Here is a 23,144-nt window from a genome sequence, read left to right on the forward strand (position 1 = left end):
CGTTCAATCCCGAGAATCTCGCCTCGCATGCACCCTCCGTCTCAGACACGTCGTTTGCGACGTCGCTATGCACGTGTCTTAGCCCGTGCGGGCAAACGGTGGCAGGCGGTGCCAACCGGGTGATTACAGTAAAGCTGTTTTTATCTACGGTGATCGTTTCGATGGCGAGTCTCCCATTCGCCGTTCGCGCGGCGGATCTTGAAGCGCTTCCCGACGCGAGTGTTTCAGAGGGACAGGAGGTCCAGCACTGCCGGAGCGACCTGCTGGCGTTCGAGGACGAATTGGCCCGCGCAGGATTCGGAGTGTTGGCACCGGGCGGATATGCTGGGGGCTACGCCAATTACGACGGGATGGGCTACGGCCTGATCGGCACCCCACGCCAGCAGATGTCGGCGCTGCGCGACGCGGCCGGGGTCTATGCGCTCAGAGGCGACGAGGACGCCTGCCAGACGGTGCTCGCCTCCATGCGCCAAATCTATGAGGCGCATGAGGAGTTGGTGGGTCTTGAAGCAGACGATCCCGAGGCGCGGACTGCATGGCGGCGCGCCCATTTGGCAAACGCTGTACCTGTGACCGAGATGGGCAGGCTGATGCGTGCGGATGTGGTCATCGGCGCGGATCTCCGCACACCGGACGATGCGACGTTGGGTGAAATCGAGGATGTCGTACTCGATCCGCAACGGCAGACGATCGCCTATGTGTTGGTGGCTCGCGGGGGTTTTCTTGGACTGGGCAAGGAACTGGTCGCAGCGCGCTGGACCGATCTGCGCGCCACGGACGATCATGAGATCTACGTACTCGACGTATCGCTCGAAGCCTTTGCAGCGGCACCGAAGGTGAAACGGAGCAATTTCGAAGCGAGTTCCGGTCAGGACTGGCACGACAGCCTCGATGAGTACTGGGCGGACGTCATCGGCAAGTCGTAGGTTGGCGACGCTACAGCAGCTGTCGCACCGTCCAACCAATCGCTTCGAGCGCGCGCGCGCGCCAACCACGTCGGCGCCATTTGGAAAGTGTCATTTCTTCTGCCTCTGCGAGGTCGTCCATGTATTGGGCCTGCAGTTGCTTGGCCAGGGTTCGATCGCGTGCGATCAGCACGAGTTCCTGATTGACGAACAAGCTCAGGTAATCGAGGTTCGCTGAACCGATGATCGACCAGACGGTATCGATGGCTGATGTCTTGGCGTGCAACTGGCGTGGGAGATACTCATAAATCCGCACCCCCGCGGCCAGAAGCGGTGCATAGGCTGCCTGGGTCGCCCAGCCCGCAACCAGCGGATCACCCCTGCGGGGCACCAACAGCCGCACATCCACGCCGCGGATCGCGGCGGCTTGGAGCGCTTGGTCGACCATGATTCCTGACCCGAAATAGGGCGACGTCAGATAGACGCGCGACCGGGCCTTTGCAATCAATCCTGCGTGCAGACAGGCGAGGCGATGTTGGCAATGGCGTGAGTAGCTCGGCACCAGCAACGCCTCCATATTTTTGGGGTCTTCGGGAATGGCGCTCGCCGGGAGTTGGTGTGTATCATGCCAGAGCCGGTCGAAATGTCCGATGGCAAGCCTTGCGAGTGGGCCTGAGACGCGCACATGGGTGTCGCGCTGCCGCATCTCTCCATGCAGCCGACGCGAGTTCAAACGACGGATGTTGAAGCCGCCAAGGAAGGCTTTCCGGCCATCCACGACCAACAGCTTTCGGTGGTTGCGCTGGAGGTAACGCAGTGGGTATCGGGCGCGAAACGGCCTGAACCAACGGAACCGAACGCCGCTGCGTTCGAGTTCACGCCTGACCTTCCGGAAGCCATGCTGGCCAGCGCCGAAGGCGTCGAGGTGCAGCCGAACATCAACCCCCGCACGGGCCTTGGCCCCGAGCGCGGCAACGAAGCGGGCACCGATCTCGTCGACCGCGAATATGTAGGATTCCATGCGGATGTCGTACTGGGCGCTTTCGATCGCCTTGATCATTACGTCAAAAAGAGCATCGCCTTCGACAAAGATCCGAAACCCGCCCCGGCCCTCACTGAGTTCCGGAACGCAGATGGCGGCAGCTGCTTGCGTACCTGGCGGGGTAGCTCCGCTCTGCATATACCCATCTCGTTTTTAGTTGGCAAAGCTCATCGCTTGCATCTAGCCTCCCCCGATGTCGCCTGCAATGTCGGTGGCGTGGGGGCGCATCAGGTGCATCGTGCACAAATGCCATGCGGCGGTGTCAGCAAAGCGTGTTGGTTCACACTTTGTTCTGATATGTCAGTGAGGTATGCTGAGGCTTCCGAAGTTCCAGGAGACCCGCCATGCCCCGCTTCGATCCGGCTGAATTCGGGCGTCTGCTTGCCCGCCTGACCCCGCAGGAGCTGCGCCAGGCCGAAGGGCTCGTTGCAGATGCGCGCAAGCGTGCCGCGGCGGTCCTGGAGATCGACGCGCGGGCCGATGCTGGTGGCCCGGCGGCGTCCTGCCCGCGCTGTGGGGGTGACGCGCGCACCCGGTGGGGTCGGACCAGAACAGGCGCACAGCGATGGAACTGCTCGGGGTGCGGAGTGACGTGGTCAGGCCGCAGCGGCACGCCGCTGGCCCGGGTTCACCGCCCCGATCTGGTGGTCGCGCTGGCGCGTGACATGATCGAGGCGCCGCAGCCGATGTCCTGCCGCCGCGGGGCCGAGGTGCTGGGTGCGTCGCGTCACAGCATCTGGCGCTGGCGGATGGCGATCATCGGCGCTCTGAAGCCGGAGCCCGACGCCACCCTTGCTGGCATCGTCGAAGCCGACGAAGCCCACCAACGCGAGAGCCGAAAGGGGTCGAGGGAGTGGGTCAGGCACCGGCGTGACCCCGTGAACCACCCGGTGCCGCCGCGCCTGAGGTGGCGGGCCTATCGGCGTAGGGGCGGTTCGGCGGTAGCGCCTTCCGGGGGGCTGGCGGGCTTGGGAGAAAAAGCTCCTCGCGACAACCGATCGCGATGGCCACCGAGCCTTCGAGGCCATCGCCGACGCGGGCCAAGCGGCGATCTCCGGTGCCCTGTTGCCTGTAATGGCGCCGGATGCGATGCTCTGCACGGACGGGTTCGTCACCTACGAGCGGATCGCGAAGGACGCGCGCATCCCGCACTTCGCGCTCAACGCAGGGCGGCGGACAAAGCGCACCCCGCGCAGCCACCACATCAACACCGTGAACGCCCTGATCAGCCGTTTCCGCGCCTTCATGCAGCCCTTCTGCGGACCCGCCTCAAAGAACCTTGCAGCCTACGGGCGATGGCATGCCGCCCGAAACAACGCGGACCGCTCCTACCTTCATGCGCTCAGGCTGCTGCTCGCTTCAGGCCCTCGCGCCAACACGGTTTGCTGACACCGCCTGCCATGCCGTTCCGCTGAAATCTTGTGGCATTCGTCAGCAACACAGAGATCAACACCCAGTTTACATGATGGGACGAGAAACGCCCAGCCGGAAGCAAACGGAATCGAAACAGGTGATGGTCATCTCTCTCACAGCCAGGATCGAACTGATCCTTTGGCGGCAACCACATGGGGTAATCGCGGGAGCGAGTCGCCCCGGCAGCAAGCCTGGATCTTGGAGAGTGGCTGTTCCCCGATAAGATGGAAATACGGGCTCACGACCTGACGTCGGGCCCAGGCATCGAATGGAGAACAGCCATGGAAGAATATATTGGTCTTGACGTGTCTATGAAAGAGACGGCGGTTTCAATCCGCCGCGGTGGCCAGCGAGTTTGGCGGGGAAAGTGCATCACTGACCCGGCAACGATTGCAGCGCCCATTCGCAAGCGGGCCTCGGCGGCAAGGCGTGTTGTGTTCGAGACCGGGCCGCTGTCGGTGTGGTTCTATCACGCGCTGCGCGCCAAGGGCGTGCCAGCGATCTGCATCGATGCCCGTCACGCCAAAGCCGCGCTCGACATGGCGCGCAACAAAACCGATGCGAACGACGCTGACGGCCTCGCGCATCTTGCTGAAGTCGGGTTCTTTCGCGAGGTGCGCGTGAAAGGGTTTGATAGCATGCTGACACGTACGCTCGTCGGCGCGCGTCACCAGCTGATCCGGATGGCGACCCAGCTTTCAAACCAGATCCGAGGTGTCATGAAGACATTCGGCCTACTCGTTCCCGCGGGCAAAGGAAGCAAATTCGAGAGGAATGTCCGAAATCTTCTGGCCGATCGGGCAGAACTGGCCGCCATCGTTCTGCCGTTGCTGGAGGCCTGGCACGGCATTCGCATGCGTGCCGCCGAGCTTGGGACCCGGCTCGTCTCGGCCGCACGCCAAAGCCAGGGCTGCCGCCTCCTCATGTCTATCCCGGGCATCGGAGTGGTCACTGCGACATCTTTCGCCGCCGCCATCGAGGACCCGGACAATTTCAAAAACTCACGATCCGTCGGGGCCTGGGTCGGTCTGACAACGCGCCGCTATCAATCGGGAGAGGTTGACTATGACGGTCATATCTCCCGGCGTGGCGACCGGAATCTGCGATGGCTGCTCTACGAGAGCTGCGGCGACCATACTGACACGCGTCTCAACTGAAAGCAGCCTGCGCATATGGGCGCTCGGGCTTCGCGAAAGGATCGGCTTCAAGCGAGCCGCTGTCGCCGTGGCCCGCAAACTTGCGGTGATCATGCACGCGATGCTCAAGACGGGCGAATTCTTCGACCCGCAAGCAGGAGCCGCAACATAACACATGGCGGATAGCGTTCACATTCCGAACGCTTGAGGTGTCCCTGCCGGGACGTGGGCCGAGCCATTCCGTTGATGGGGTTGCACCGTTGATTAGACAGAGTCGCCAACCACATTGAAGGCTCCTCCCGCGAAGCCCTATCATGCGGCGACTGCGTGTCGACCGCGGAGACAACCATGCATCCGGCAGGCGCGCATTCTACGTTCAGGACTTGACGCAACAAAAGCGATTAGACAACTCCATCTGTAGTAGTAGGAGGCGGAACTGAGACGACGGTTGAGCAAGCTCTCATACGCGGGTTGGCTACCGCATGACCGTGGTTTCGTCTTGGGGCTGCCTCGTTCTAAATGGCGAGCGTCGACTTCGTCGGCTCATAACAGGGCACGAGGGTTCCCCACCGCGTTCCGCCCCCAACCTCGCGCATCGGCATGATCGGCGGCTTTTCCTTTCTTTAGTCCGGGCGCCGTCAGCTCAGGCCGGGGCTGGCGCCACCGCTTTGGCGATAGCCCAGATGAAACCGACCATCTCGCGAGCGATGGCCGTGATGACGACCACCTTCGCCTTACCGGCGGTGACCAGATGGCGGTAGCGCTGGCACATCCGCAACTGCCCCTTCCAAGCGATGTCACGAACGGCCTTGGGCAGACCCTCGATTCTGTCATGAAGCTTGCGGCTGACGCGCGCTTGCATACGGTAACTCCATGCCCCCTCAATCAGCGCGCGCCGCGCAAGACTGCTGCCTGCCTTGGTGATACCGCCCCGGCGGATACTGGCGCCGCTGGAATGTTCGGATGGCGTGAGCCCGAGATAGGCCATCAGTTGGCGCGGATTGTCGAACCGGTGGAAGTCTCCGACCTCGGCCACCACTGTCACGGCGACGATGAAGGCAACGCCGCGCATGGCCTAGACTGCCTCCACCACCGGGGCCAGGCTCCAGTCCGGCAGAAGGTCGGCGATCTGCCCGGTCAGCCGCTCGATCCTGGTCTCGGCGTCAGTCACGGCATGGATATAATCCTGAAGCACGAGTTGCTGCGCCGGGTGCTCGAAGCGAACCGTCGTCAGCCAGCGCCGATAGGCCTTTGTCCAGCCCTTCTTCCCCGGATAGATCCGGCCACGCCGCAAGAGAAATCCCTGTAGATGCTGCCGGGCCTTACCTGTGACACGCATAGCTGTTGCCCGCGCCCGGACCAAATCGCGCATCGCCTCATGGGCGGCATCTGGCACCCAGACTGCCGTCAGCTCACCCGCCCGATGCAGCTTCGCCAGCATCACCGCGTCGCGGCGGTCGGTCTTCACCCGGTCACCCGCCTTCACCGGAATGAGTGACGGCGCGATCACAATTCAGTCATGCCCCAAGCCGACCAGCTGGCGGTGCAGACCATAGCCGCATGGACCAGCCTCATAGCAAAAATTCAAACGAGATCCGTGAACACCCAATTTCTCGACCAACTTGCTGATGTGGTCCGGACGATTTGGGATCCTTCCCCAATGGCGCACTTCGCCCCCGCGCTCACCTTGCGCGACGGCGACGGAAATCGTGGCCTTGTGGACATCAAGTCCGATGAATGTGCTATCCTGCATGTGGTCTCTCCCCCATTCTTGAGGCTCGGTGCCAGCCTATCTGGCGCAACCCTCGAACGGAGAATGCCGCGGGAGAGGCCGCCGAACCAGTCAGCTCACACGGCGATCATGGGGTCTAAGGAATAGTGCAAGTCAGACGCACACAGGTCAGGTTTCCGTTCGGGCTTCCGGTGTTTGAGGCGTGCTGGGTCCAAACACTGGAACAGTCGCAACACGGTGGCATCTACCGCATACCGTCTCAGCGTCCGAACCCCAAATGATGGTCTGGAACGGACTTTATCGGAACGAACGTATGCAGCGCACTCAAGGCAGCATGCAAGGCCGACTGACTTGCGTCGAAGCGTATTTTGCGTAAAGTCCTGCGTCGTGGGAGTGCAAACACATTGACGTAGATATAATGCCCAGTCTCCAGCGACAGACGCAGACTTCATTCGACCAGGCGGTAGCGTGGAGTCGGGCAATTTTTCTATGTCTGCTGTTGCTGCTTGGCGGTCTCTTTCATACCGATCACGACATATCGGTCTCTGCGGCACCGGACCTGACGATCGAGCAGACGAAGGACCGCGGCCATTCACGGGTCGATTATGCTCGGCACACCACCCCGGCCCCTGCGCATTGCCACACGACCGGCTCATGTGCGGCCATCGTGCCGATCGTCGGTTCGCAGCCCGTACCGTCTGGTATTTCAACCCTCCAGCACCTCGATACCGAACCTCTCCCAGCCTCTGAACCGGCCGACAACCAGTTCCGCCCCCCTCGCTTCTCCGCGCGCGTCTGAGTGGTGTCTGACGGCGCTTCGGCGCGCCGTCAGACACCAGCGTTCTGCCATTTTTTGCGCTCCGGAGACTCCATTATGTTTACAACGTCACACCAACAACCATATATGACCGCCCCACGCGATCGGGGTAACGCAATCGACCGTCGACTCGTCGAATGTCGGCAGGAATTTTTCGGCTTCTTCCGTCGTCGTCTCGCCCGCCCCGAGGACGCCGAGGATGCATTGCAGGATTTCTCCCTCAAGGCGCTCCGCGCCGCGAACAGCCTGGAGGAGAGCCAGAAAGTAGATGCCTGGCTCGGCCGGATCCTGCGGAATACGCTGACTGACCACTATCGCCGCCGTGCCGCACGCCAGAAGGGAGAGACTGCTTTTGCGCGCGAACCCCGCAGCGAAGTCGCCCCCGGGCCTGAGGACGAGCTTTCCGCGTGCGGTTATATTCGCGATCTGTTGCCGGCGCTCAAGCCGGAATACGGCGAGATAATCCGCCGCGTGGATCTTGAAGAGACATCGCGTCAGCGTGTTGCTGCGGAGCTGGGACTTACCTCCAACAACGTGGGCGTGCGGCTGCACCGCGCCCGCCGGGCGCTGCGGCACGAGATCGAGCATCGCCGCAAAGAGTTCCACGACAGCGCGAACCTGACTTGAGGCTGCGGCGGGCTGTAAGCTGTAACGGAACCGAAGTTATAGCGTCAGAATGATTGGAGGTGAAGAATGACAGCCGAAAGATCATATGGCCGACTTTTCTGATCACGAGGAGAAAACAATGATCAAACAGATATTCACAGGCGTCGCAGCGCTCGCGGCGTTTTCAACTCCGGCATTTGCCGATGGCGATGCCGAGGAGGGCAAGAAAGTCTTCAGAAAATGTCAAGCCTGCCATCAGGTTGGCGAAGATGCGAAGAACCGTGTGGGTCCAATCCTGAACGGTATTATCGAGCGGCAGGCGGGGACTCTGGAGGATTTCAAGTACTCCGACGCCATGACCGAGGCTGGTGAAGAAGGGCTGATCTGGACCCATGAGACCCTCGCCGAATATCTCAGGAAGCCTCGGGAATTCATTCCTGGTAACAAGATGACCTTTGCCGGTTTGCGAAAGGAAGAGGAAGTCGAGGACGTGATCGCCTATCTCGAGACTTTTCCCGACAGGGAAGAATAAGCCATCAAATCCAGGCAACACGTCTGGCTTGATATCGTAGATGCAGCGGAGCCTCTTTTGCTGGTGGCCTAATGTCACCTTTCCCTTTCGGGAGGCATCGAGGTTGCGACCGCGCGATCAATCCGACAGCGCCGACCGGCGAGGTCAGCATCAGCCATGAAAATACCGGCGCCGGGCGGGCCATATCAACGCGACCGAGTGGATTTCACTACAAGGAATTGAGTAATGAACGAATCGTTCAACCACGCTGGTGCCTGGGGTATAGCACTCATTGTTATCGTGCTGATCTCCTGGTTTTTCTATCGCTATTTTGCACCGAAGAATTGGCGCGAATGGGCTGGCGCAGGCGTGGTGCAGGCCTTCATCATTGCACTGTATGCGGAGATGTATGGCTTTCCGCTTACAATCTATCTGTTGGTGCGTTTCTTCGGCCTCGACAGCGACTATGTCAGCGCGAGTCTCTGGTCCACACTGGTCGGACTGGGCGAAACCGGCATGCTGATCTCGATGCTACTTGGCTACGCGCTCGCCTTTACCGGCATCGGCATTTTCATCCAAGGCTGGCGTCAGGTTCATAAGGCCCGGGGGCAAGACCGGCTGGTAACCGATGGCCTATACGCGTTCGTGCGCCATCCCCAGTACACCGGGCTATTCATTGCCTTGTTTGGCGAAGGTGTGGTGCATTGGCCTACGCTGTTCTCGGTCGGCCTGTTTCCCGTGGTTGTCCTGGTCTATACTTGGCTGGCCCGCCGCGAGGAAAAGCAGGTCTTGGCCCGATTCGGCCACGCCTACCGTGACTATCAACGACGGGTACCGATGTTCATCCCTCGCTGGGGTCAGTGGCGTCAGCTCGCGGATGCCTCACGAGAGCACGGTGACGACGATACAGCTTGAGTACGCATTCGTCGCGGTCGCCCGTGGCATTCAGAAAATCGCTGGCAGTACAATCCACGGTGTCGGCCTCAAAGTGTCCCAGTCCTGCTGAAGCTGAGGGGTGACGTTTGGGTGGGGTCAACAAATGCTCCGTTCGCTATATGTTTCGGAACGTCTCCAAATACGTTCGGGCCTGTTGGGCCTACACAGAGTCAGCGTCAGTAATTAACCTGTTCGAAACCATAATTGCCCTCATAGTCCCGCCAATCGACGAACACCGACCGGTGATAGATACTCGGACAGTGGTCTCCCCATCTTTCGAGCCCGACATGTGCCTCCGGAAGAAAACCCGGGGACGATCGCTGCCATGAGAAGTCGCCTTGCGTCCCATAGGTCCCGAGAACAACATCCGCGTTTCGATTACAATTGCCATCACGACCGGATTCGTGCTGCCGGGCGTAGCGCACGTCAAAGACACGAATCGAGCGCACGAAATTGAACTCCGGTCCGCTGATATCGATGTCGGCGCGATCCTGAACCAACCGAAGCGCGAAGCCTTCCGGCAACTGTCCATGCTCCGTGCCATTTCCACGAAGAACCGCAGGCACCACCGCCTCGGCGTCTGGGGGCGAAGTGTCCGGAAACAACTGGGGCAGGGGTCCGCGCGTGCCATCGAACAGGATGTCGTAGATCCGTCCTCCCAAACTGCTCCTGTCATCTTGTTGGTAAGACGCTCCCATTGGGCAGCGCCAGATCTGAAGCGGGGGCTCGACGGGCCAGGGCGTGATCCTGCGAATAAATTCGGCGCGAGCGCGAGAACAGGGTACTGATGCCGGCCAGCCCCCGGAAAGGCAGAGCAGGATGGCGCAATCGATCGGGTAGGTTTGCGCATGAGGCCGGTCAGCTGTTCCGATGAGAGACACGGAAGCGACGACGAATATGGCAGCGAAACGGGCAAGAAATCTGGGCATGGCGTGGTGTCCAACGGTTTCGTAAGTCACCACTATGCAACGATTTTATACTTTTGTCACGCATCATATATTATCGGATAAGGGGTTTGTTGGCGGGGAACCCGCTAAAGTGAGCCTTCCTGGCCGGCAGTCGACAGCGTTTCAAGGAGATCCGTCACCGCGTCGGGAGTCACGGCCTTGGCCTTCGCCAAAGTGTCCTGGCTCAATGGAGGCTCGATAACCTTGGCTGATCGACATCGGTCAATCCAAAGGATCGACAGTTCCGAAGTGTTCCACAGATAGACCCATCCGATGATCCGTTTCCGGTCATCCCCGAGCAACCGAGCAATGGCCGCGGCTTCTTCGTTAACTTGCGTCACCGTTCACTCCGCTTCCATGCCCGTTGCCCGGGCGTCGTTGCGATCCTTGACTGTCGTCATGTTCAAGTGGTTGAGGAACGGTTTCAGCTCAATGGAAGGGGGTACTCGAGGGTTCTTGATGAAATCCGATAATCAACCTTATGTTACTTCCAGCATCGGCAGCGCCGGTAAGCATTTGAATAATAGAGTTCCGCGCCGTCCACTTCCAACCACCACGTGCATTCGACTTGATTCACTCGCCTAATATGGCGCTTCACGCCAAATCGGAAAATTTTCACTGGAAGACAATAGCCTATGACCCGAATGTAGAATATATTGCGTGGCTAAATACTCTACAGCGTGGCTCTGCCTTTGGCATGAAGCTGCGGATACAACTTGGTCTCAACATACAGGAGGTTCGCCGATCTCAAGGGATCAGCCAGGAGGGGCTTGCCCATCTTGCAGACATCGATCGCGGTTACATCGGCAAGATCGAGAACGCGAAGCATGCAGCTACGGTCGATATGATCGAGGCAATCGCCAAGGCATTGTGCATCGAGCCGATGGAACTGCTCAAACCCAGATCGTGAGACCTCCGGTTGGATGAGTTGCACAGCAGAGGCTATCGCTCAACCAATCCCAGGAATCGTCCGTACTCCTCGCTGACTTCGCGCGCCTCCTCGAAGGCGCGCGCCCGCTCATCGTCAAGGCAGCGAAAGTAGCTCTGGATATCGCGGATGTAGAGCTCGAAGTCGTTTCGGATGATGTCGGCGTATTCCCGTGCGGCTTGTGGATCGCTCGGCAAGAACGGGCGCTGCGGCGCGAGGCAAGATTCGGCGATGGCCGGATTCGCGAAGAAGACCAGCAAAAATATAGCCCGCATCCCAAGAGAGGCACACAACCCCTGGTTACCCAAACCCCTTAAAACCTTGAAAGATGCCACGGACGTGCCTAATACCTGCGCAATCACACTACAGCTGCAACGACGTTTTTATATCTTGCGGCTGATAATATAGCATCGTATGTCTGGGCTTCAACACCTGTTGCCTGGTCATTCGCCTAATTGGAGAACGTGATCCGGGTGATGGACCTAGAAAAAGAAGCACCGAATGTGGTCACCGAACCCAGATTCCGCGATCTGGCCGCCAGCGGCTATCGCGTGGAAGTTGTCTGCAAGGCAGACGCCTACAAGAAGGGCCCCAACTGGCACGGGGTCTGGATTCTGCGCGCTGTCAGCGATGACGGTGTGGAGAAGCTTCTGGTCACGGCCAGGACACGCACATCCCGCAACGACATCAAGATCCGCGAGATCAAGACCGTCACCGGGGTCATCTCCTTCCTGCAGGGGATCGGCTTCTCTCACGCGGACATTCCGCTCGAGGAAGGCAAGCGGACCGTGCACAAACTTTCCAGCGAAGAAGTGGCCGCACGCAAGACTTAACGTCGCCCTAGCCTTATTCCTTCTCACATCCCCAGTCTCGGCACAGATGGTGTTGGTTATGGAAAGCGACGGCTCGCTATCGCCGAGCCGGGCGCAGGACACCTTCGCCCGCAACTACAATGACGGGATCGGCCAGGGATCAGCCACAGCCGGGATTCGCATTTTCGGGGAAGGTGCCGAACAGTCTGAAGACCTGACGGTCGCGACCATTGCCCCGACTGTCCGTACGCCCCGCCCGGACATTCTCGCGGCCATCGAAGAGACCGGTCTCCGCTACGCGAGCCATCCGGGCCTTCGGGCAGCCGACATCACGGTCACCGACTGGCTGACCCTCTATCGCGCCAACATCGAGATCGAGAGCGCCTACAACCCTCGTGCAGTCTCCCGTGCCGGGGCCATCGGTCTGGGACAATTGATGCCCGAGACCGCGTCATTTCTCGGCGTAGATCCAGACGACTGGCGGCAGAACCTCGACGGCTCCGCGCGCTACCTCGCGATGATGCTGGCGGAATTCGGCGATGCGCGACTGGCGCTTGCTGCCTACAATGCCGGACCCGAGGCCGTACGCGGCCATGCCGGCATCCCTCCGTTTCGAGAAACCCAAAACCACGTCCAGCGGGTGCTGGCCGTCTTCAACCGGCTGGAAGGAAAGAATTCATGACGCCGCCCAAGTCCCTCTTCGTCGCACTCGCCGCACTGCTGATTGTCGCAGCCCAGCCCGCGCTGGCACAGAGCATCGACCTCTCCCCGATCCAGGACCTGCTGCAGGGGATCGTGGATGCATTGACTGGCCCTCTTGGCGTGGTCATCGCCACGCTCGCCGTCCTCGGAATCTTCCTGAGCTGGTTCTTCAACATCATCGACCTGCGACAGGCCCTCTGGGTGCTCGTCGGCATCGCCGGTGTCGCCGCAGCCCCCACAATCGTCGCCGCCGTCTTCGGCGCCTGAGGGACCAAGGCCTTGGCCGAGCGATCGCCTCTCTTTCTGGGCCTCGTGCGCCCGCCGAAGCTCCTCGGCCTGCCGATCATGTATGCCATGGTCTGGCTCTTCGGCTCAGTGCTTCTCTTCGTGTGGATCCAGCACCTTATCGTACTCGGCATCGCGGCCGTGCTCTACCCCGTCCTCTGGAAAGCAGCAGACTGGGATCCACGCTTCATCGACGTCATGATGACGGCGTTGCAGGAAACCCCGCCGACGCGGAACCGCAGGATTCATGGAGGCGACAGCTATGCCCCGTGACGAGACGTTCGATACCCGTACCCTGATGCCGGACTGGCATGCCAGCGAGAAGCGCCTCGCACATATGCTTCCTTACGTCAGCCTGGTCGACGATCACACGGTCCGGACACGGGTCAACGAGCTCTTCCAGTGCATTCGCCTCAGCGGCGTGAACAGCTACACGACAGATGATACCTATCTCGACAAGGTGACGGCGCTCTTCGCACGGATCATCGCACAGCTCGGCCCCGAGTTCAGTTACTACGTCCACAAGGTCTCAAAGGCGATCACACCCGACTTGCTCCCGGTCCAGGGGGATGAGTTCGCGTCGGCGGTTGACCAGGTGTGGCGTGGCAAACTCGGCTCAAGCGGATTGCGCGACAAGACCCTGACGCTGACCATCATCCACCGCCCGCCACCGAAGAGTTTCCTGGGCTTTGTAAACCGCAGCGCACCGGGGCGGTTCAAAGACGAAACCCAGAAGCGGGTAAGACGGCTTAAGGAGGCGGTCGGTGTGTTCACCTCCGGCCTGGCCGATCTCAAGCCCCGTCTCCTGTCCGCGCAATCAGGTGAACTCATCGGCTTCCTAGGGGCGCTCAACACCGGCCAGGAACTGCCGCTCTATCCAGCCAACCGCTACGGGTTTCTCTCTTACAACGTCGCCAACACCCGCGTGACCTTCTTCGACGAGCATTTCGAACTGTCGGACGGCGTCGTCGGACACCGCTTCGGCAAGAGCTTCACCATCGGCGAGTATTCCGAGCAGACGAACTGCACGATGTTCGACATGCTGAACCTGCCGGTCGACATGATCGTCACCCACTCTTTCACGCCAATCAATTCGAACTTGATGGCGGGCCGGATCAAGCGCCAGAAACGCCAGATGCAGGCCTCCCAGGACGCAGCCCTGTCGCTGCTCGAAGCGCTCGACATCGCGCATGATGACCTCGAGGCCAAGCGCCAGAGCTTCGGTGAACACCACATGGTCGTCACCGTTTTCTGCGACAGCCTGAATGAGCTCCAAACCCTAGGTGCCGAGATCGTCAACGCCGCCGCCGCCGAGGGCGTGAAGGTGATTGGCGAGCGAATGGCTGCGAAGTCCCACTACTTCAGCCAGCATCCCGGCAACCAGCCCAAGCGGGTGCGTGCCAGTGCCGTCACCAATCGCAATTTCGCGGATTTCGCGGCGCTGCATCGCACGCAACTCGGCAAGGACAAGCATCAGCTCCCCTGGGGCCAGGAAATCACTCTCTTCCCGACGCCGGAGCAGAGCGCCTATCGGTTCTCCTATCACGAGCAGGGCGCGCCGGAAAAGGAACCCACCAGCGGCCATACCCTGATCCTCGGGCGGCCCGGATCGGGCAAATCAGTGCTGTCGGCTTTCCTGATGACGCAAGGGAGGCGCGTGGGCGCACGCATCTTCGTCTTCGACTACCGGCAGGGCATGGAAATGGCCGTGCGCGCGAATGGCGGGCGTTATGCATCCATCAAAGCCGGCCAGGCAACCGGCCTCAACCCGCTCTGGACCGAGATCGACGCGCGTGGGACGGCTTGGCTTTCGGACTGGCTGGCCTCGCTGCTCCATCGCGCCGACAAACCGCTGACACCGGCCCAGACCAACCGCATCCAGGAGGTTGTGCGCCAGAACGCATCTGCAGCCAACCCTGAGCTCCGGAACTGGAAGGACTTCGCATCGCTCTTCGTTTCGACCGACGATAATGGCGATCTGCACCAGCGGCTGCTCGAATGGATCGAAGACGGCCGCTACGGCTGGATCTTTGGCCAGAGCCTTGAAGACACGTTCTCGCTCGAGGGTGACGTCGTCGGCTTTGACCTAACCGGTATCCTCGACAGCGAGAGCGACAGAGAGCGCATGGCGGTCCTGAGCTACCTCTTCCGCCGGGTCGAGCGCGAGATCGAAGACCGCCGCCCGACGATCATCGTCATCGACGAGGCCTGGAAGGCGCTCGACAACGCGTATTTCGCGGAGCGTCTGTCGAACTGGCTGGTGACCGCAAGAAAGCAGAACACCGTCGCGGTGATGATGACGCAATACGCGAGCCAGCTCGAACGCACGAGAACGGGCAAGACCATTATCGAAGCAGTACCGACGCAGATCCTGCTGCCGAACATTCGGGCGCATGCATCCGACTACGCAATGCTGAACCTCTTCGAGAAGGAACTCGACGTTCTCCTGAACACCGGCAGCGCCAGCCGCCTCGCGCTGATCCGTGACGATACCGGCTCGGTGGTCGTGGATGCCGATCTCTCAGCACTCGGCCCCTATCTGACCATCCTCGGTGGCATGGAAAAGGGCGAGGCGCTGGTCGGCGCCGATTATCGCACCCGCCCCGACTTCTGGAGACTCTCATGACCCGCATTATTGTCCTCTTTGCCGCGCTCGGCGCACTGGCGTCCTGCGCGCAGTATCAGGAGCCGGAAGCCAACTGTTTTGCCTTCCGTGCTTCGGTAGCCTCCGTTGAGCCAGACTGTATCTTCACACCTATTGGAACGCCGGAGGGCGGCATTGAAGTATAGGCTCGCTCATATCCTTATAGCTTTTCTGCTGCCTGTGACCGGCTTTGCACAAGGCGTCCCGGTCAACGACAACGGCCTGACGGTACGCGATATCGTCGAGACCGGCGACCGCGAAGCCGATCTGGCCGTCCAGCGCGAGACGTTGACGGTCGAAGAGCTCCTCACCGAGATCGAACAGGAACAGCTCGCCGTGCTGCGCAACATCCTTGACGCGCAGACCAGCTTCGGCGGTCAGGGCCTGCCGGGCATGGTCTCAGGTCTTGAAGCCGGCAGCGGCGACGCGGAACGGGCCGTCGAAGCGGTCTATGGCTCGGGCGACATCGATCCCAATCCCGGCGGTGCGCAGATGTTCGAAGACGCGGCGGAGAACATCGAGCAGCTGATCATCCGGGTCGCCCGGGCCACGCATGGGCGGCCCGGGATCGGTCGCGCGGGTCTGTCGGTCGTGCAGTGGCGCGCCCTCCTGCAGGCGCTGATCTGGCAGGAAAGCCGGTTTTCCATCGGGGCGCGCTCGCCCGTCGGGGCCTTCGGTCTCACCCAGATCATGCCTGGCACCGCCAGCGATCTCGGCATCAACCCGGAGTATTACGACAGCCCCTATCTCCAGGTCGAAGGCGGCGCGCGCTATCTCGCGACACAGCTCAACACCTTCGACGGCAACATCATCAACGCGCTCGCAGCCTATAATGCCGGACCCGGCCGCGTCTTTGAATATGGCGGCGTGCCGCCCTTCGCCGAGACCCAACACTACGTCCAGGTCATTCCCGAGCGCTACAATCTCTACCTGACACGCATTGGTGGTATCGAAGCGCTCGGCACGATCGACCCGGCACTCCTGGCCAATTCCAACCTCTCCCTGACGGGCTTTGGCGCCGCCTTCTATGGCAGCAACTCGCCCGCTGCGATCCGGCAAGCGGCGCTGCGCATCCAGGACATCGTCGTCAGGATCGGCGGAACGCAAGACATCCAGGAGAGCATGGCGCTCAACACCTATGCCCGCGCCGAGCTCGTCCGGCTCATTGCGGCGCGGATTCGTCTCAAAGCCGCACAGACGCAGCCGCTCTCCGCCGCCCAACTCGCCCAGGCCGCCGCGCGGATGGCAGAAAGCGAGTTCATGGAATTTACATTGGAGGATTTGGATTGATGCCCAGCCCGCACTATCTCCCGAATTTCTTGCGCACGACCGCGCTGGTCGGTGCGATCGCTCTCGGTGGCACGTTTGTCTCCGACACGGCACAGGCACAGGGTGTCCCGGTTGTCGACACGCAAAACATCGCCCAGAACATCCAGCAGCTGCGGCAGATGATCGAGGACGAGATCCTGCAGAACGAGCAGCTCACTCAACTCCGCGCGCAATTGACCACGCTCACCGACCAGCTCGCGGAGATGCAACGGACCTATGAGGCGTTGACGCGTCTCGCCGAACTCCCCGAAATCATTCGGACCGAGATGGAAGAGGAACTGAACGGTCTTCTCGACCAGGAATTCGGTGACATCCAGGCCACGATCCGCGCGATCAGGACCGGCGACTTCTCCGGGCTCAGCGGATCGGGCGCCAGCGAGATCGAAACCCAGATGGACCGGGTTCTGGCCGATCTCGGGTTCGACGAAGATACCCTGAGCGAGATGGCTCGCAGCGGCAATCCCGGAGCGGAACGGGTGGCGACCCAGGCCACAACCGGGGCACTCGTCTCAGCCGCGGCCCAGAACAGCTACGACGATGCCGGTCAGTCGCTGGAGCGGGTCGATCGGCTGGTCGGCCTCATCGACGACATGGATGAGCTGAAGGAAAGCGTCGATCTCAATACGCGCGTCACGGCCGAGCTCGCCATCGCGCTCGTCGCCATGTGGCAGCTCGAAGCGGTGCAGACGGTTGGCGACGGCACCGGAGGGGTGATCGATGCGGCCACGATCGCCGAAGAGCAGCGCTTCATGGAGTTCACCCTCCCTGAACTTCGGGCAGACTAAGGATACCCGGACTTGGATTCTGAAGCCCAAATCATTGAAGAGGAACTCGTCTACGGTGCGCTGCGCCGGGAACGGCTCTGGCAGCGCCTCGGGTTGTTCGGCCTGATCTTTGGCATAGTTGGATGCCTAAGCGCCGCCGCCGTTGCGATCCTCGACGTCGATCCGCCACCCGTCGTCGTACCCTACGATCCGGCGACCGGCTTCGCGCTGCCCGAAGCCTCTGTCGGGGCCACCACCGTCACCGAGAACCGTGCGATCATCGAAGCGGAGGTCTTCCGCTATGTGACTGACCGCGAGGTCTACAACCAACTCGACAATGATGTCCGTATCCGCGGCGTGCTCAGGCGCTCGGACGGGGCGGCACAGGCCTCGCTGCGCCGGATCTGGAATTCCGCCAACGCGGACTATCCGCCGACCGTTTATGGGCCGAACGCCCGTCTCGATGTCGAGATCCTCAGCATCAACCTGATCAGCAACAGCCGGGCAACCGTGCGTCTCAGAAAACGCCTGACCTCGATCAACGGGGTTCAGGCGGGTCTCTTTACCGCCACGCTGCTCTTCGAGTTCCGCCCGGAAGAAAGCCGCTCAATCGATCAGGTCTGGACCAACCCCTTCGGCTTCACCGTCGTCGAATATGCGATCCGTTCGGACAGATTGGAGAACTGAATTTGCATCAGCGTTTTCTATGCCTTCTTTTAGTTATCTTTGGCTTGGTACCCGCCCTTGCGATGGCCGAGGCGATCCCCCGCAGCGGGTCGAATGACCGGCGCGTCCGGATCGCCACCTATCAGGATGGCCAGGTCTTTCGGCTCAACGTCTCGCTCACCCATGTCACGACGATCGAGTTTGGTGAAGGCGAGAGCATCCGTTCGATCATCGCGGGCGACACCGAGGGCTTCGAGATCGACGGCGTGCCGGGTGGTCGCGCCTTCGCGATCAAACCCCTCGCCCGCGGCGTCCACACCAACGTGACGGTCTACACCAACCGTCGCAGCTACTATTTCAACGTCGAAGAGGTCTCGAGTCCCACCTTCTATGTCGTCCAGTTCCGCTACCCCGAGGACAACCGCCGGGCGGCGAATGCGATCGCGCGGGCCGCGCCGAACCACAATTACGGGGCCAGCGCGCGGACCGAGTTCACCCCGACGCGGGTCTGGGACGATGGGACGTTCACCTATTTCGCTTTCCCGCGCAATGCGCCGGTCCCCGCCATCTTCCGCTATGCGAACGGGCGCGAGCGGACTGTCAACACGGGAGCCGTGGACGACGGCGTGGTTCGCGTCTCCGGCGTCAATGGCCAATGGGTGCTCCGGCTTGGCGATCAGGTCGTCTGCATCGAAGCAACGCCACCAGCGGGGGTGTCGTCATGAGCAACGGTGCCGATCTCGAAAAGCGTCTGGCCGCACTCGAACAGGGCGGCCCGCGCCGAGGTGTCCCCCCGAAGCGACGCTCGCCGCTCCTCGCGCTCCTGATCGTTGCGCTGATCCTTGTCGGCAGTGCCGTACTCTATTTTCTCTCGCAGCCCGAAGAGGAAATCGCACTCCCGACGGCCACCCCGGATGAGTTCCAGGCCGAAGGCGACGGGTTCGGCGAGATCGAACCCTTCGTGCCACCCCCTCCCCCAGACCCCGAAATTGTCCTCGTCGAACCGGACCCTGCCGAGCCAAATGCCGACCTGCTTACTCAACTCGAAGCGCTGCAAGCGCAGATCGAGGAACTACGGAACGCACCGGAACCGGTTGTCGAGGAGGATACCGCCGCAGCCGAGGCGATCGATGCGCTCACCGCCCAGATCGCCGCCCTGCAGACAGCCTCGCAAGACGCACAGGAACAGTTCCGCGACGAGCTTGCCGCCCGCGACCGGGAACTACAGCAACTGCGGATGGATCTCGAACTGGCCCAACTGGAAGCCAACACGCCAACACCTGCGCCGCTTGGGCCGAGCGAGGATGAATTGCGCGCCAGAGAGGCGGAAAGGCTCGCCCGCGAGGAAGAGGCGCGTCGTCTGGCGGAACTCCAGCGGCGCGCGGAGGAGGAACGCGCGTTTCAGGAACGTCGGATCACGTCGCCGGTCATCGCCTTCGGTGGTACGGGAGGCGCAAACGCGGGCGAGACCGAACTTACCGGACGCAGGCTCAGTGAGGTGACGGAATTCGTGCTGAACGGCGCGCTTCCAAGCCAAGTTACCCAGGCGCAAGTCATCGCCAATCCTTCGAACACCGTCATACAGGGCACGATGATCCAGGCCGTCATGGAAACCGCCCTCGACAGCTCCCTGCCCGGCCAGACCCGCGCGATCATTTCCGAGGATGTCTTCAGCTATGACGGCACACGGCTGTTGATCCCAAGGGGCTCGCGCCTGATCGGGCGCTATCGCTCCGGCATCGAAATCGCGCAGCGCCGGGTCACCATTGCCTGGGACCGGATCATCCTGCCGACCGATCAGACGATCCGGATCAGTTCCTTCGGTGGCGATGAACTCGGTCGCTCCGGCGTCACCGGCTTCGTCGACACGCGGTTTGGCGCGCGTTTCGGGTCCGCGGCGCTGATCTCGATCATCTCTGCCGCACCAAGTGTGGCGGCATCGGAAGTGAATGACGACGCGACCGCAGATGTCCTAGAAGACGTTGGCGACGATCTGGCCGACGCCACGGATAGCGTGATCGGCGAATACCTTTCGATTGGCCCCGTCATCTATGTCGACCAGGGCGCGCGCGTGACCGTCATGGTCGATCGCGATCTGGAGATCTTCTAAGCCATGACGCTGAGCTATCTCCAGGCCTCGCTCGACAAGCTGAAGGACGCCGCCCGCGAAGACGTGATCGAGATCTGCATCAATCCCGACGGCTCCTGCTGGGGCGAGTTCCAGGGCGATCACTTCATGCGGACTTTGGGGCAGCGCCTGACAGTCACCGAAGTGAAAGACCTCGGCAACCAGATCGCCTCCAGCGCCAACACGACGATGAGCAAGGACAAGCCCATCGTCTCGGTCTCGATCACCTATCGGGACCGGTCGATCCGTGCGCAGGTCATCACGCCGCCAGCCGTACTTGACGGCATGTCGATCAGCCTGCGCTTCTTCTCAAGCCTGCCGCTCGACGAGATCGAGTTGCGCTATCTTTACGGCGAAGAGCGTAAGCTGGAGGAACTGCGCGAGGAGAAGAACCGTGCGCTGCGGGAGGTCGTGACTTCAGGGGTCATCACCGACGCCCTGCGCTTCTGCGTCGAAAACAAGCTCAACATGATCGTCTCCGGCGGCACCTCGACCGGCAAGACCGTCGCGGCCCGCAAGATCCTCTCCTACGTCGGCGACGATGAGCGGATCGTCACGATCGAAGAGGCGGCGGAATTGCTGCCAACACAACCGAACGCCGTGACGCTCATCGCAAACCGCGATGCCACGTTCCAAACCGCTGACGTACTCCTGACAGCCACTCTTCGGATGCGCCCGGACCGCATCATCCTCGGCGAGGTCCGCGGCAAGGAGGCCATGACCTTCCTCGAGGCGATCAATACAGGACACGGAGGCTCGATGACCACGCTGCATGCCGAAACCCCCCAACTCGCAGTCCAGCGCCTCGCCATCGCCGCCCTCAAGACGGAGATTCCAATGACCTACCAGGACATGATCCAATACATTGAAAGTTCAATCGACGTGATCATCCAGGCCGGGCGTGAGGGCGGCGCGCGCGGGATCACCGAGTTTTATCTGCCAGGCAACGAACTCAGTGGAGGCAATTCCCGTGACGCAGTTTGAATACGACATCCTGTTCTTTGAAGTGAAGAAACGCGGAGACTACGATAAGATGCGGAGCATCCTCAACGAGCACGGGGCAAATGGGTGGGAGGTGATCTCAGCCGAAGCTGGGGACAACGGCTACACCACCTTCTTGAAGCGTGAAATTGGTGCCCGGCAGACGGAGGCTTCAAAATGAAACGCGCCGGCTTGTTCGCCACCATAATTATGTTCGGCGCGGCGACCCTCGTATACGCGGAACGCAACCTGATCCCAACACTCGAAAACCAGACTGATGTCTGCCCGGAGCAACCGGCCGAACCTGTTTGGATGCAGGATATTGATGTGCGCAATTCCTACAAGAGGCTCCTGGTGCAGCAGATTTATCGAGCGCAGAGCATGCAACGAATCATCGCCGCCAAGACTGTGCCTGCCCCATCCGCTACCCTTCATGGAAGGCGGCGGAGACCATCTTCTTCGATCGCTACGGCACCGCTGAATACTGGGACGTGGTCGAGGCAACCTCGGACTACCGACGTCTTGCCAACGAATTTCGCATAGAGGCGATGCCGATCTGCGAAGAGGCCGGGAACTGGTGAGCTAGGAACAGGACATGAGTGTCGTCACCTATTTTGTGGAAACGGCAGAAGGCTATCTCGATACGGCCGCTGAGACCCAGTTCGGCGCGGTGGCTGCGACAGTGGGAACGTTGCTCGTTCTCGGAACGACGCTTGTTGTTGCACTCGTCTTCATCAACATGATCTATCAATACCGCGCCATGGATGGCCGAACTGCATTCTGGCTCGCGGTGAAGGTGGGGCTGATAGGGATATTTGCGACCAATTGGGTGCAATTCAACGCGCTGTCAGCGGCAATTCTGAGCGGGATCGACAGTATTGCGGGGTCGCTTGTCGCGTCTGTCGGTGGCGGTACTCCTGGGCCGTCGGGGACATTCGCCGAAGAGTTTGACCAGCTTATCGCATCGTTAGGAGATTATCTGAACGCAGCCGGTTCCGAACTCAATTGGATGGCGGGCGCGCTGCTCGACACGCTTGGAGTCTTGATGTTGTCGATCCTCGGCGGGCTCGCCGCTTTCATCGTCGTCGCGTCACGGTTGATGATTGCGCTTTTGATCGGCATGGCGCCGGTGATGATTTTTCTTACGCTCTTCGAGGTCACAAAGGACTATTTCGCGCGATGGCTGTCGGCGCTCATCTCGTTCGCCATGTACCCCATCGTGGTCGCGGGCGTGTTCGCAACCATCACAGGAGTCTCGCGCGCGCTTCTCGCTGAGCTTGAAGATCCCGAGGGCGCATCGAACATCGGAGCCCTTATCCCGTTCTTCATGATGGTCCTCATGGCCAAGGGTTTCCTTTTCGCTACGCCGTTCATCGTCCGGGCAGTCTCCGGGAACATCATGATGCCGGCGCTCTCGGCAGGGTTTGGCGGCAGCTATGCATTCGCCCGGGGTCTCGCCGGCAGTCGGCAGGTTTACAACCGATACGCCATCGGGGGTGCTACCGGAGCAGAATATGCCGCGCTCCGCGCACGGCAGTTGTTCGGCGTTCAATCACTTCCAACCCGGCCGAATTCTGCTGGAGGATTAACGCCAGCCCCTGCCAGCCCGTCCTCCGGAACCGGCACTCGCATGCTGGCGCAACTTGCGCGGTTGAGCAGACTGGGCAGGCGTTAACCTTCGGACTTTTGTGCCGGCACTAGAGACCTACGGATCGCCAGACTGGCCGACCCGAGTATTTTGTTGAAAAACTCTTGTTGATTTGGGGCCTGTTCGCTGATTCACTTTTGGTAGTGAAGCGGGGGGATCTGCGATGCTGGGACCGAAGCAAGAGGCGCAAGTGGCGTTATTTTACGAGTTCT

At 60.9% G+C, this 23,144-nt stretch carries 25 protein-coding genes and 3 pseudogenes; 23 read left to right on the forward strand and 5 right to left on the reverse strand.

The genetic code is table 11. The features are described from left to right. Positions 1 to 926 (forward strand): PRC-barrel domain-containing protein (locus D6850_RS18990; RefSeq protein WP_206019335.1); only part of this gene is annotated, 926 nt, incomplete at its 5' end. A 10-nt stretch (positions 927 to 936) separates the two neighbouring features. Here D6850_RS18990 and D6850_RS18995 read toward each other — a convergent pair. Further along, positions 937 to 1,965: a phospholipase D-like domain-containing protein gene (locus D6850_RS18995; RefSeq protein WP_166434136.1), complete on the reverse strand. Its 1,029-nt coding sequence runs from the start codon at positions 1,963 to 1,965 to the stop codon at positions 937 to 939. Between the two features lie 326 nt (positions 1,966 to 2,291). Between D6850_RS18995 and D6850_RS19970 the strand changes: the two are divergent. The 3 genes and pseudogenes from D6850_RS19970 to D6850_RS19005 all read left to right on the forward strand — a co-directional run. Beyond that, positions 2,292 to 2,534, forward strand: a pseudogene (locus D6850_RS19970) (transposase-like zinc-binding domain-containing protein); the annotation flags it as partial. Between the two features lie 487 nt (positions 2,535 to 3,021). Next, positions 3,022 to 3,336 (forward strand): hypothetical protein, encoded by a 315-nt coding sequence (locus D6850_RS19000; RefSeq protein ID WP_121169195.1) that lies wholly within the window; start codon positions 3,022 to 3,024, stop codon positions 3,334 to 3,336. Positions 3,337 to 3,641: 305 nt separating this feature from the next. Continuing rightward, positions 3,642 to 4,668: pseudogene (locus D6850_RS19005) on the forward strand (IS110 family RNA-guided transposase). Between the two features lie 471 nt (positions 4,669 to 5,139). Here D6850_RS19005 and D6850_RS19015 read toward each other — a convergent pair. Next, positions 5,140 to 6,249: pseudogene (locus tag D6850_RS19015) on the reverse strand (IS110 family RNA-guided transposase). 883 nt (positions 6,250 to 7,132) lie between these two features. On the opposite strand from D6850_RS19015, the gene D6850_RS19020 reads away from it, so the two are divergent. From D6850_RS19020 to D6850_RS19030, 3 genes are all read left to right on the forward strand, one after another. Continuing rightward, positions 7,133 to 7,672, forward strand: a complete 540-nt coding sequence (locus tag D6850_RS19020; RefSeq protein ID WP_166434137.1) for a sigma-70 family RNA polymerase sigma factor — start codon at positions 7,133 to 7,135, stop codon at positions 7,670 to 7,672. A 118-nt stretch (positions 7,673 to 7,790) separates the two neighbouring features. Continuing rightward, on the forward strand, positions 7,791 to 8,183 hold the full coding sequence (locus D6850_RS19025; protein ID WP_121169212.1) for a c-type cytochrome: 393 nt from the start codon (positions 7,791 to 7,793) through the stop codon (positions 8,181 to 8,183). 225 nt (positions 8,184 to 8,408) lie between these two features. Next, positions 8,409 to 9,077, forward strand: coding sequence for a methyltransferase family protein (locus D6850_RS19030; RefSeq protein ID WP_121169198.1), 669 nt, complete (start codon positions 8,409 to 8,411; stop codon positions 9,075 to 9,077). Between the two features lie 197 nt (positions 9,078 to 9,274). On the opposite strand, the gene D6850_RS19035 is transcribed toward D6850_RS19030, so the two are convergent. Continuing rightward, positions 9,275 to 10,027 (reverse strand): hypothetical protein, encoded by a 753-nt coding sequence (locus D6850_RS19035; protein ID WP_425452418.1) that lies wholly within the window; start codon positions 10,025 to 10,027, stop codon positions 9,275 to 9,277. A 104-nt stretch (positions 10,028 to 10,131) separates the two neighbouring features. Then, entirely contained in the window at positions 10,132 to 10,386 is a 255-nt protein-coding gene (locus tag D6850_RS19040) for a hypothetical protein (protein ID WP_121169199.1), read from the reverse strand. 245 nt (positions 10,387 to 10,631) lie between these two features. Between D6850_RS19040 and D6850_RS19045 the strand changes: the two genes are divergently transcribed. Then, positions 10,632 to 10,955, forward strand: coding sequence for a helix-turn-helix domain-containing protein (locus D6850_RS19045; RefSeq protein ID WP_245964277.1), 324 nt, complete (start codon positions 10,632 to 10,634; stop codon positions 10,953 to 10,955). Between the two features lie 32 nt (positions 10,956 to 10,987). Here D6850_RS19045 and D6850_RS19050 read toward each other — a convergent pair whose 3' ends face one another. Further along, positions 10,988 to 11,248, reverse strand: coding sequence for a hypothetical protein (locus tag D6850_RS19050; protein WP_121169214.1), 261 nt, complete (start codon positions 11,246 to 11,248; stop codon positions 10,988 to 10,990). A 201-nt stretch (positions 11,249 to 11,449) separates the two neighbouring features. On the opposite strand from D6850_RS19050, the gene D6850_RS19055 reads away from it, so the two are divergent. From D6850_RS19055 to D6850_RS19120, 15 genes are all read left to right on the forward strand, one after another. After that, positions 11,450 to 11,806 (forward strand): hypothetical protein, encoded by a 357-nt coding sequence (locus D6850_RS19055; protein ID WP_166434139.1) that lies wholly within the window; start codon positions 11,450 to 11,452, stop codon positions 11,804 to 11,806. Between the two features lie 46 nt (positions 11,807 to 11,852). Further along, positions 11,853 to 12,467: a lytic transglycosylase domain-containing protein gene (locus tag D6850_RS19060; protein ID WP_121169201.1), complete on the forward strand. Its 615-nt coding sequence runs from the start codon at positions 11,853 to 11,855 to the stop codon at positions 12,465 to 12,467. After that, positions 12,464 to 12,754 carry a TrbC/VirB2 family protein gene (locus D6850_RS19065; protein WP_121169202.1) on the forward strand — a complete coding sequence of 97 codons (291 nt, stop codon included), beginning with the start codon at positions 12,464 to 12,466 and terminating at the stop codon, positions 12,752 to 12,754. Before D6850_RS19060 ends, D6850_RS19065 begins: the two co-directional genes overlap by 4 nt. 12 nt (positions 12,755 to 12,766) lie before the next feature. Further along, positions 12,767 to 13,045, forward strand: coding sequence for a VirB3 family type IV secretion system protein (locus tag D6850_RS19070; RefSeq protein ID WP_121169203.1), 279 nt, complete (start codon positions 12,767 to 12,769; stop codon positions 13,043 to 13,045). After that, complete coding sequence (locus D6850_RS19075; protein ID WP_121169204.1) at positions 13,035 to 15,398, forward strand: VirB4 family type IV secretion/conjugal transfer ATPase; 2,364 nt, start codon at positions 13,035 to 13,037, stop codon at positions 15,396 to 15,398. Before D6850_RS19070 ends, D6850_RS19075 begins: the two co-directional genes overlap by 11 nt. Continuing rightward, a complete protein-coding gene (locus tag D6850_RS19605) occupies positions 15,395 to 15,562 on the forward strand; it encodes a hypothetical protein (protein WP_166434138.1) in 168 nt (55 codons plus the stop codon). The genes D6850_RS19075 and D6850_RS19605 overlap by 4 nt, the downstream gene beginning before the upstream one ends. Positions 15,563 to 15,596: 34 nt before the next feature. After that, positions 15,597 to 16,706 (forward strand): lytic transglycosylase domain-containing protein, encoded by a 1,110-nt coding sequence (locus D6850_RS19080; RefSeq protein ID WP_245964278.1) that lies wholly within the window; start codon positions 15,597 to 15,599, stop codon positions 16,704 to 16,706. Beyond that, positions 16,706 to 17,530, forward strand: coding sequence for a type IV secretion system protein (locus D6850_RS19085; protein ID WP_245964279.1), 825 nt, complete (start codon positions 16,706 to 16,708; stop codon positions 17,528 to 17,530). The genes D6850_RS19080 and D6850_RS19085 overlap by 1 nt, the downstream gene beginning before the upstream one ends. Positions 17,531 to 17,542: 12 nt before the next feature. Beyond that, a complete protein-coding gene (locus D6850_RS19090) occupies positions 17,543 to 18,196 on the forward strand; it encodes a VirB8 family type IV secretion system protein (protein WP_121169206.1) in 654 nt (217 codons plus the stop codon). Positions 18,197 to 18,258: 62 nt separating this feature from the next. Then, positions 18,259 to 18,900, forward strand: a complete 642-nt coding sequence (locus D6850_RS19095; protein ID WP_121169207.1) for a TrbG/VirB9 family P-type conjugative transfer protein — start codon at positions 18,259 to 18,261, stop codon at positions 18,898 to 18,900. Then, on the forward strand, positions 18,897 to 20,285 hold the full coding sequence (locus D6850_RS19100) for a TraB/TrbI/VirB10 family type IV secretion system protein (RefSeq protein WP_121169208.1): 1,389 nt from the start codon (positions 18,897 to 18,899) through the stop codon (positions 20,283 to 20,285). The genes D6850_RS19095 and D6850_RS19100 overlap by 4 nt, the downstream gene beginning before the upstream one ends. Before the next feature lie 3 nt (positions 20,286 to 20,288). Beyond that, the gene (locus D6850_RS19105; RefSeq protein WP_121169209.1) at positions 20,289 to 21,287 is read left to right on the forward strand and encodes an ATPase, T2SS/T4P/T4SS family; all 999 of its coding nucleotides are present in this window, start codon (positions 20,289 to 20,291) and stop codon (positions 21,285 to 21,287) included. Beyond that, positions 21,274 to 21,465, forward strand: coding sequence for a DUF4177 domain-containing protein (locus D6850_RS19110; RefSeq protein ID WP_121169210.1), 192 nt, complete (start codon positions 21,274 to 21,276; stop codon positions 21,463 to 21,465). The genes D6850_RS19105 and D6850_RS19110 overlap by 14 nt, the downstream gene beginning before the upstream one ends. Continuing rightward, the gene (locus D6850_RS19115; protein WP_245964280.1) at positions 21,462 to 21,827 is read left to right on the forward strand and encodes a hypothetical protein; all 366 of its coding nucleotides are present in this window, start codon (positions 21,462 to 21,464) and stop codon (positions 21,825 to 21,827) included. Before D6850_RS19110 ends, D6850_RS19115 begins: the two co-directional genes overlap by 4 nt. A 52-nt stretch (positions 21,828 to 21,879) precedes the next feature. Then, complete coding sequence (locus D6850_RS19120) at positions 21,880 to 22,959, forward strand: TrbL/VirB6 family protein (RefSeq protein WP_121169211.1); 1,080 nt, start codon at positions 21,880 to 21,882, stop codon at positions 22,957 to 22,959. The last annotated feature ends 185 nt before the right edge of the window (positions 22,960 to 23,144 follow it).

Source organism: Roseovarius spongiae, assembly GCF_003651245.1.
Classification (GTDB): Bacteria; Pseudomonadota; Alphaproteobacteria; order Rhodobacterales; family Rhodobacteraceae; genus Roseovarius; species Roseovarius spongiae.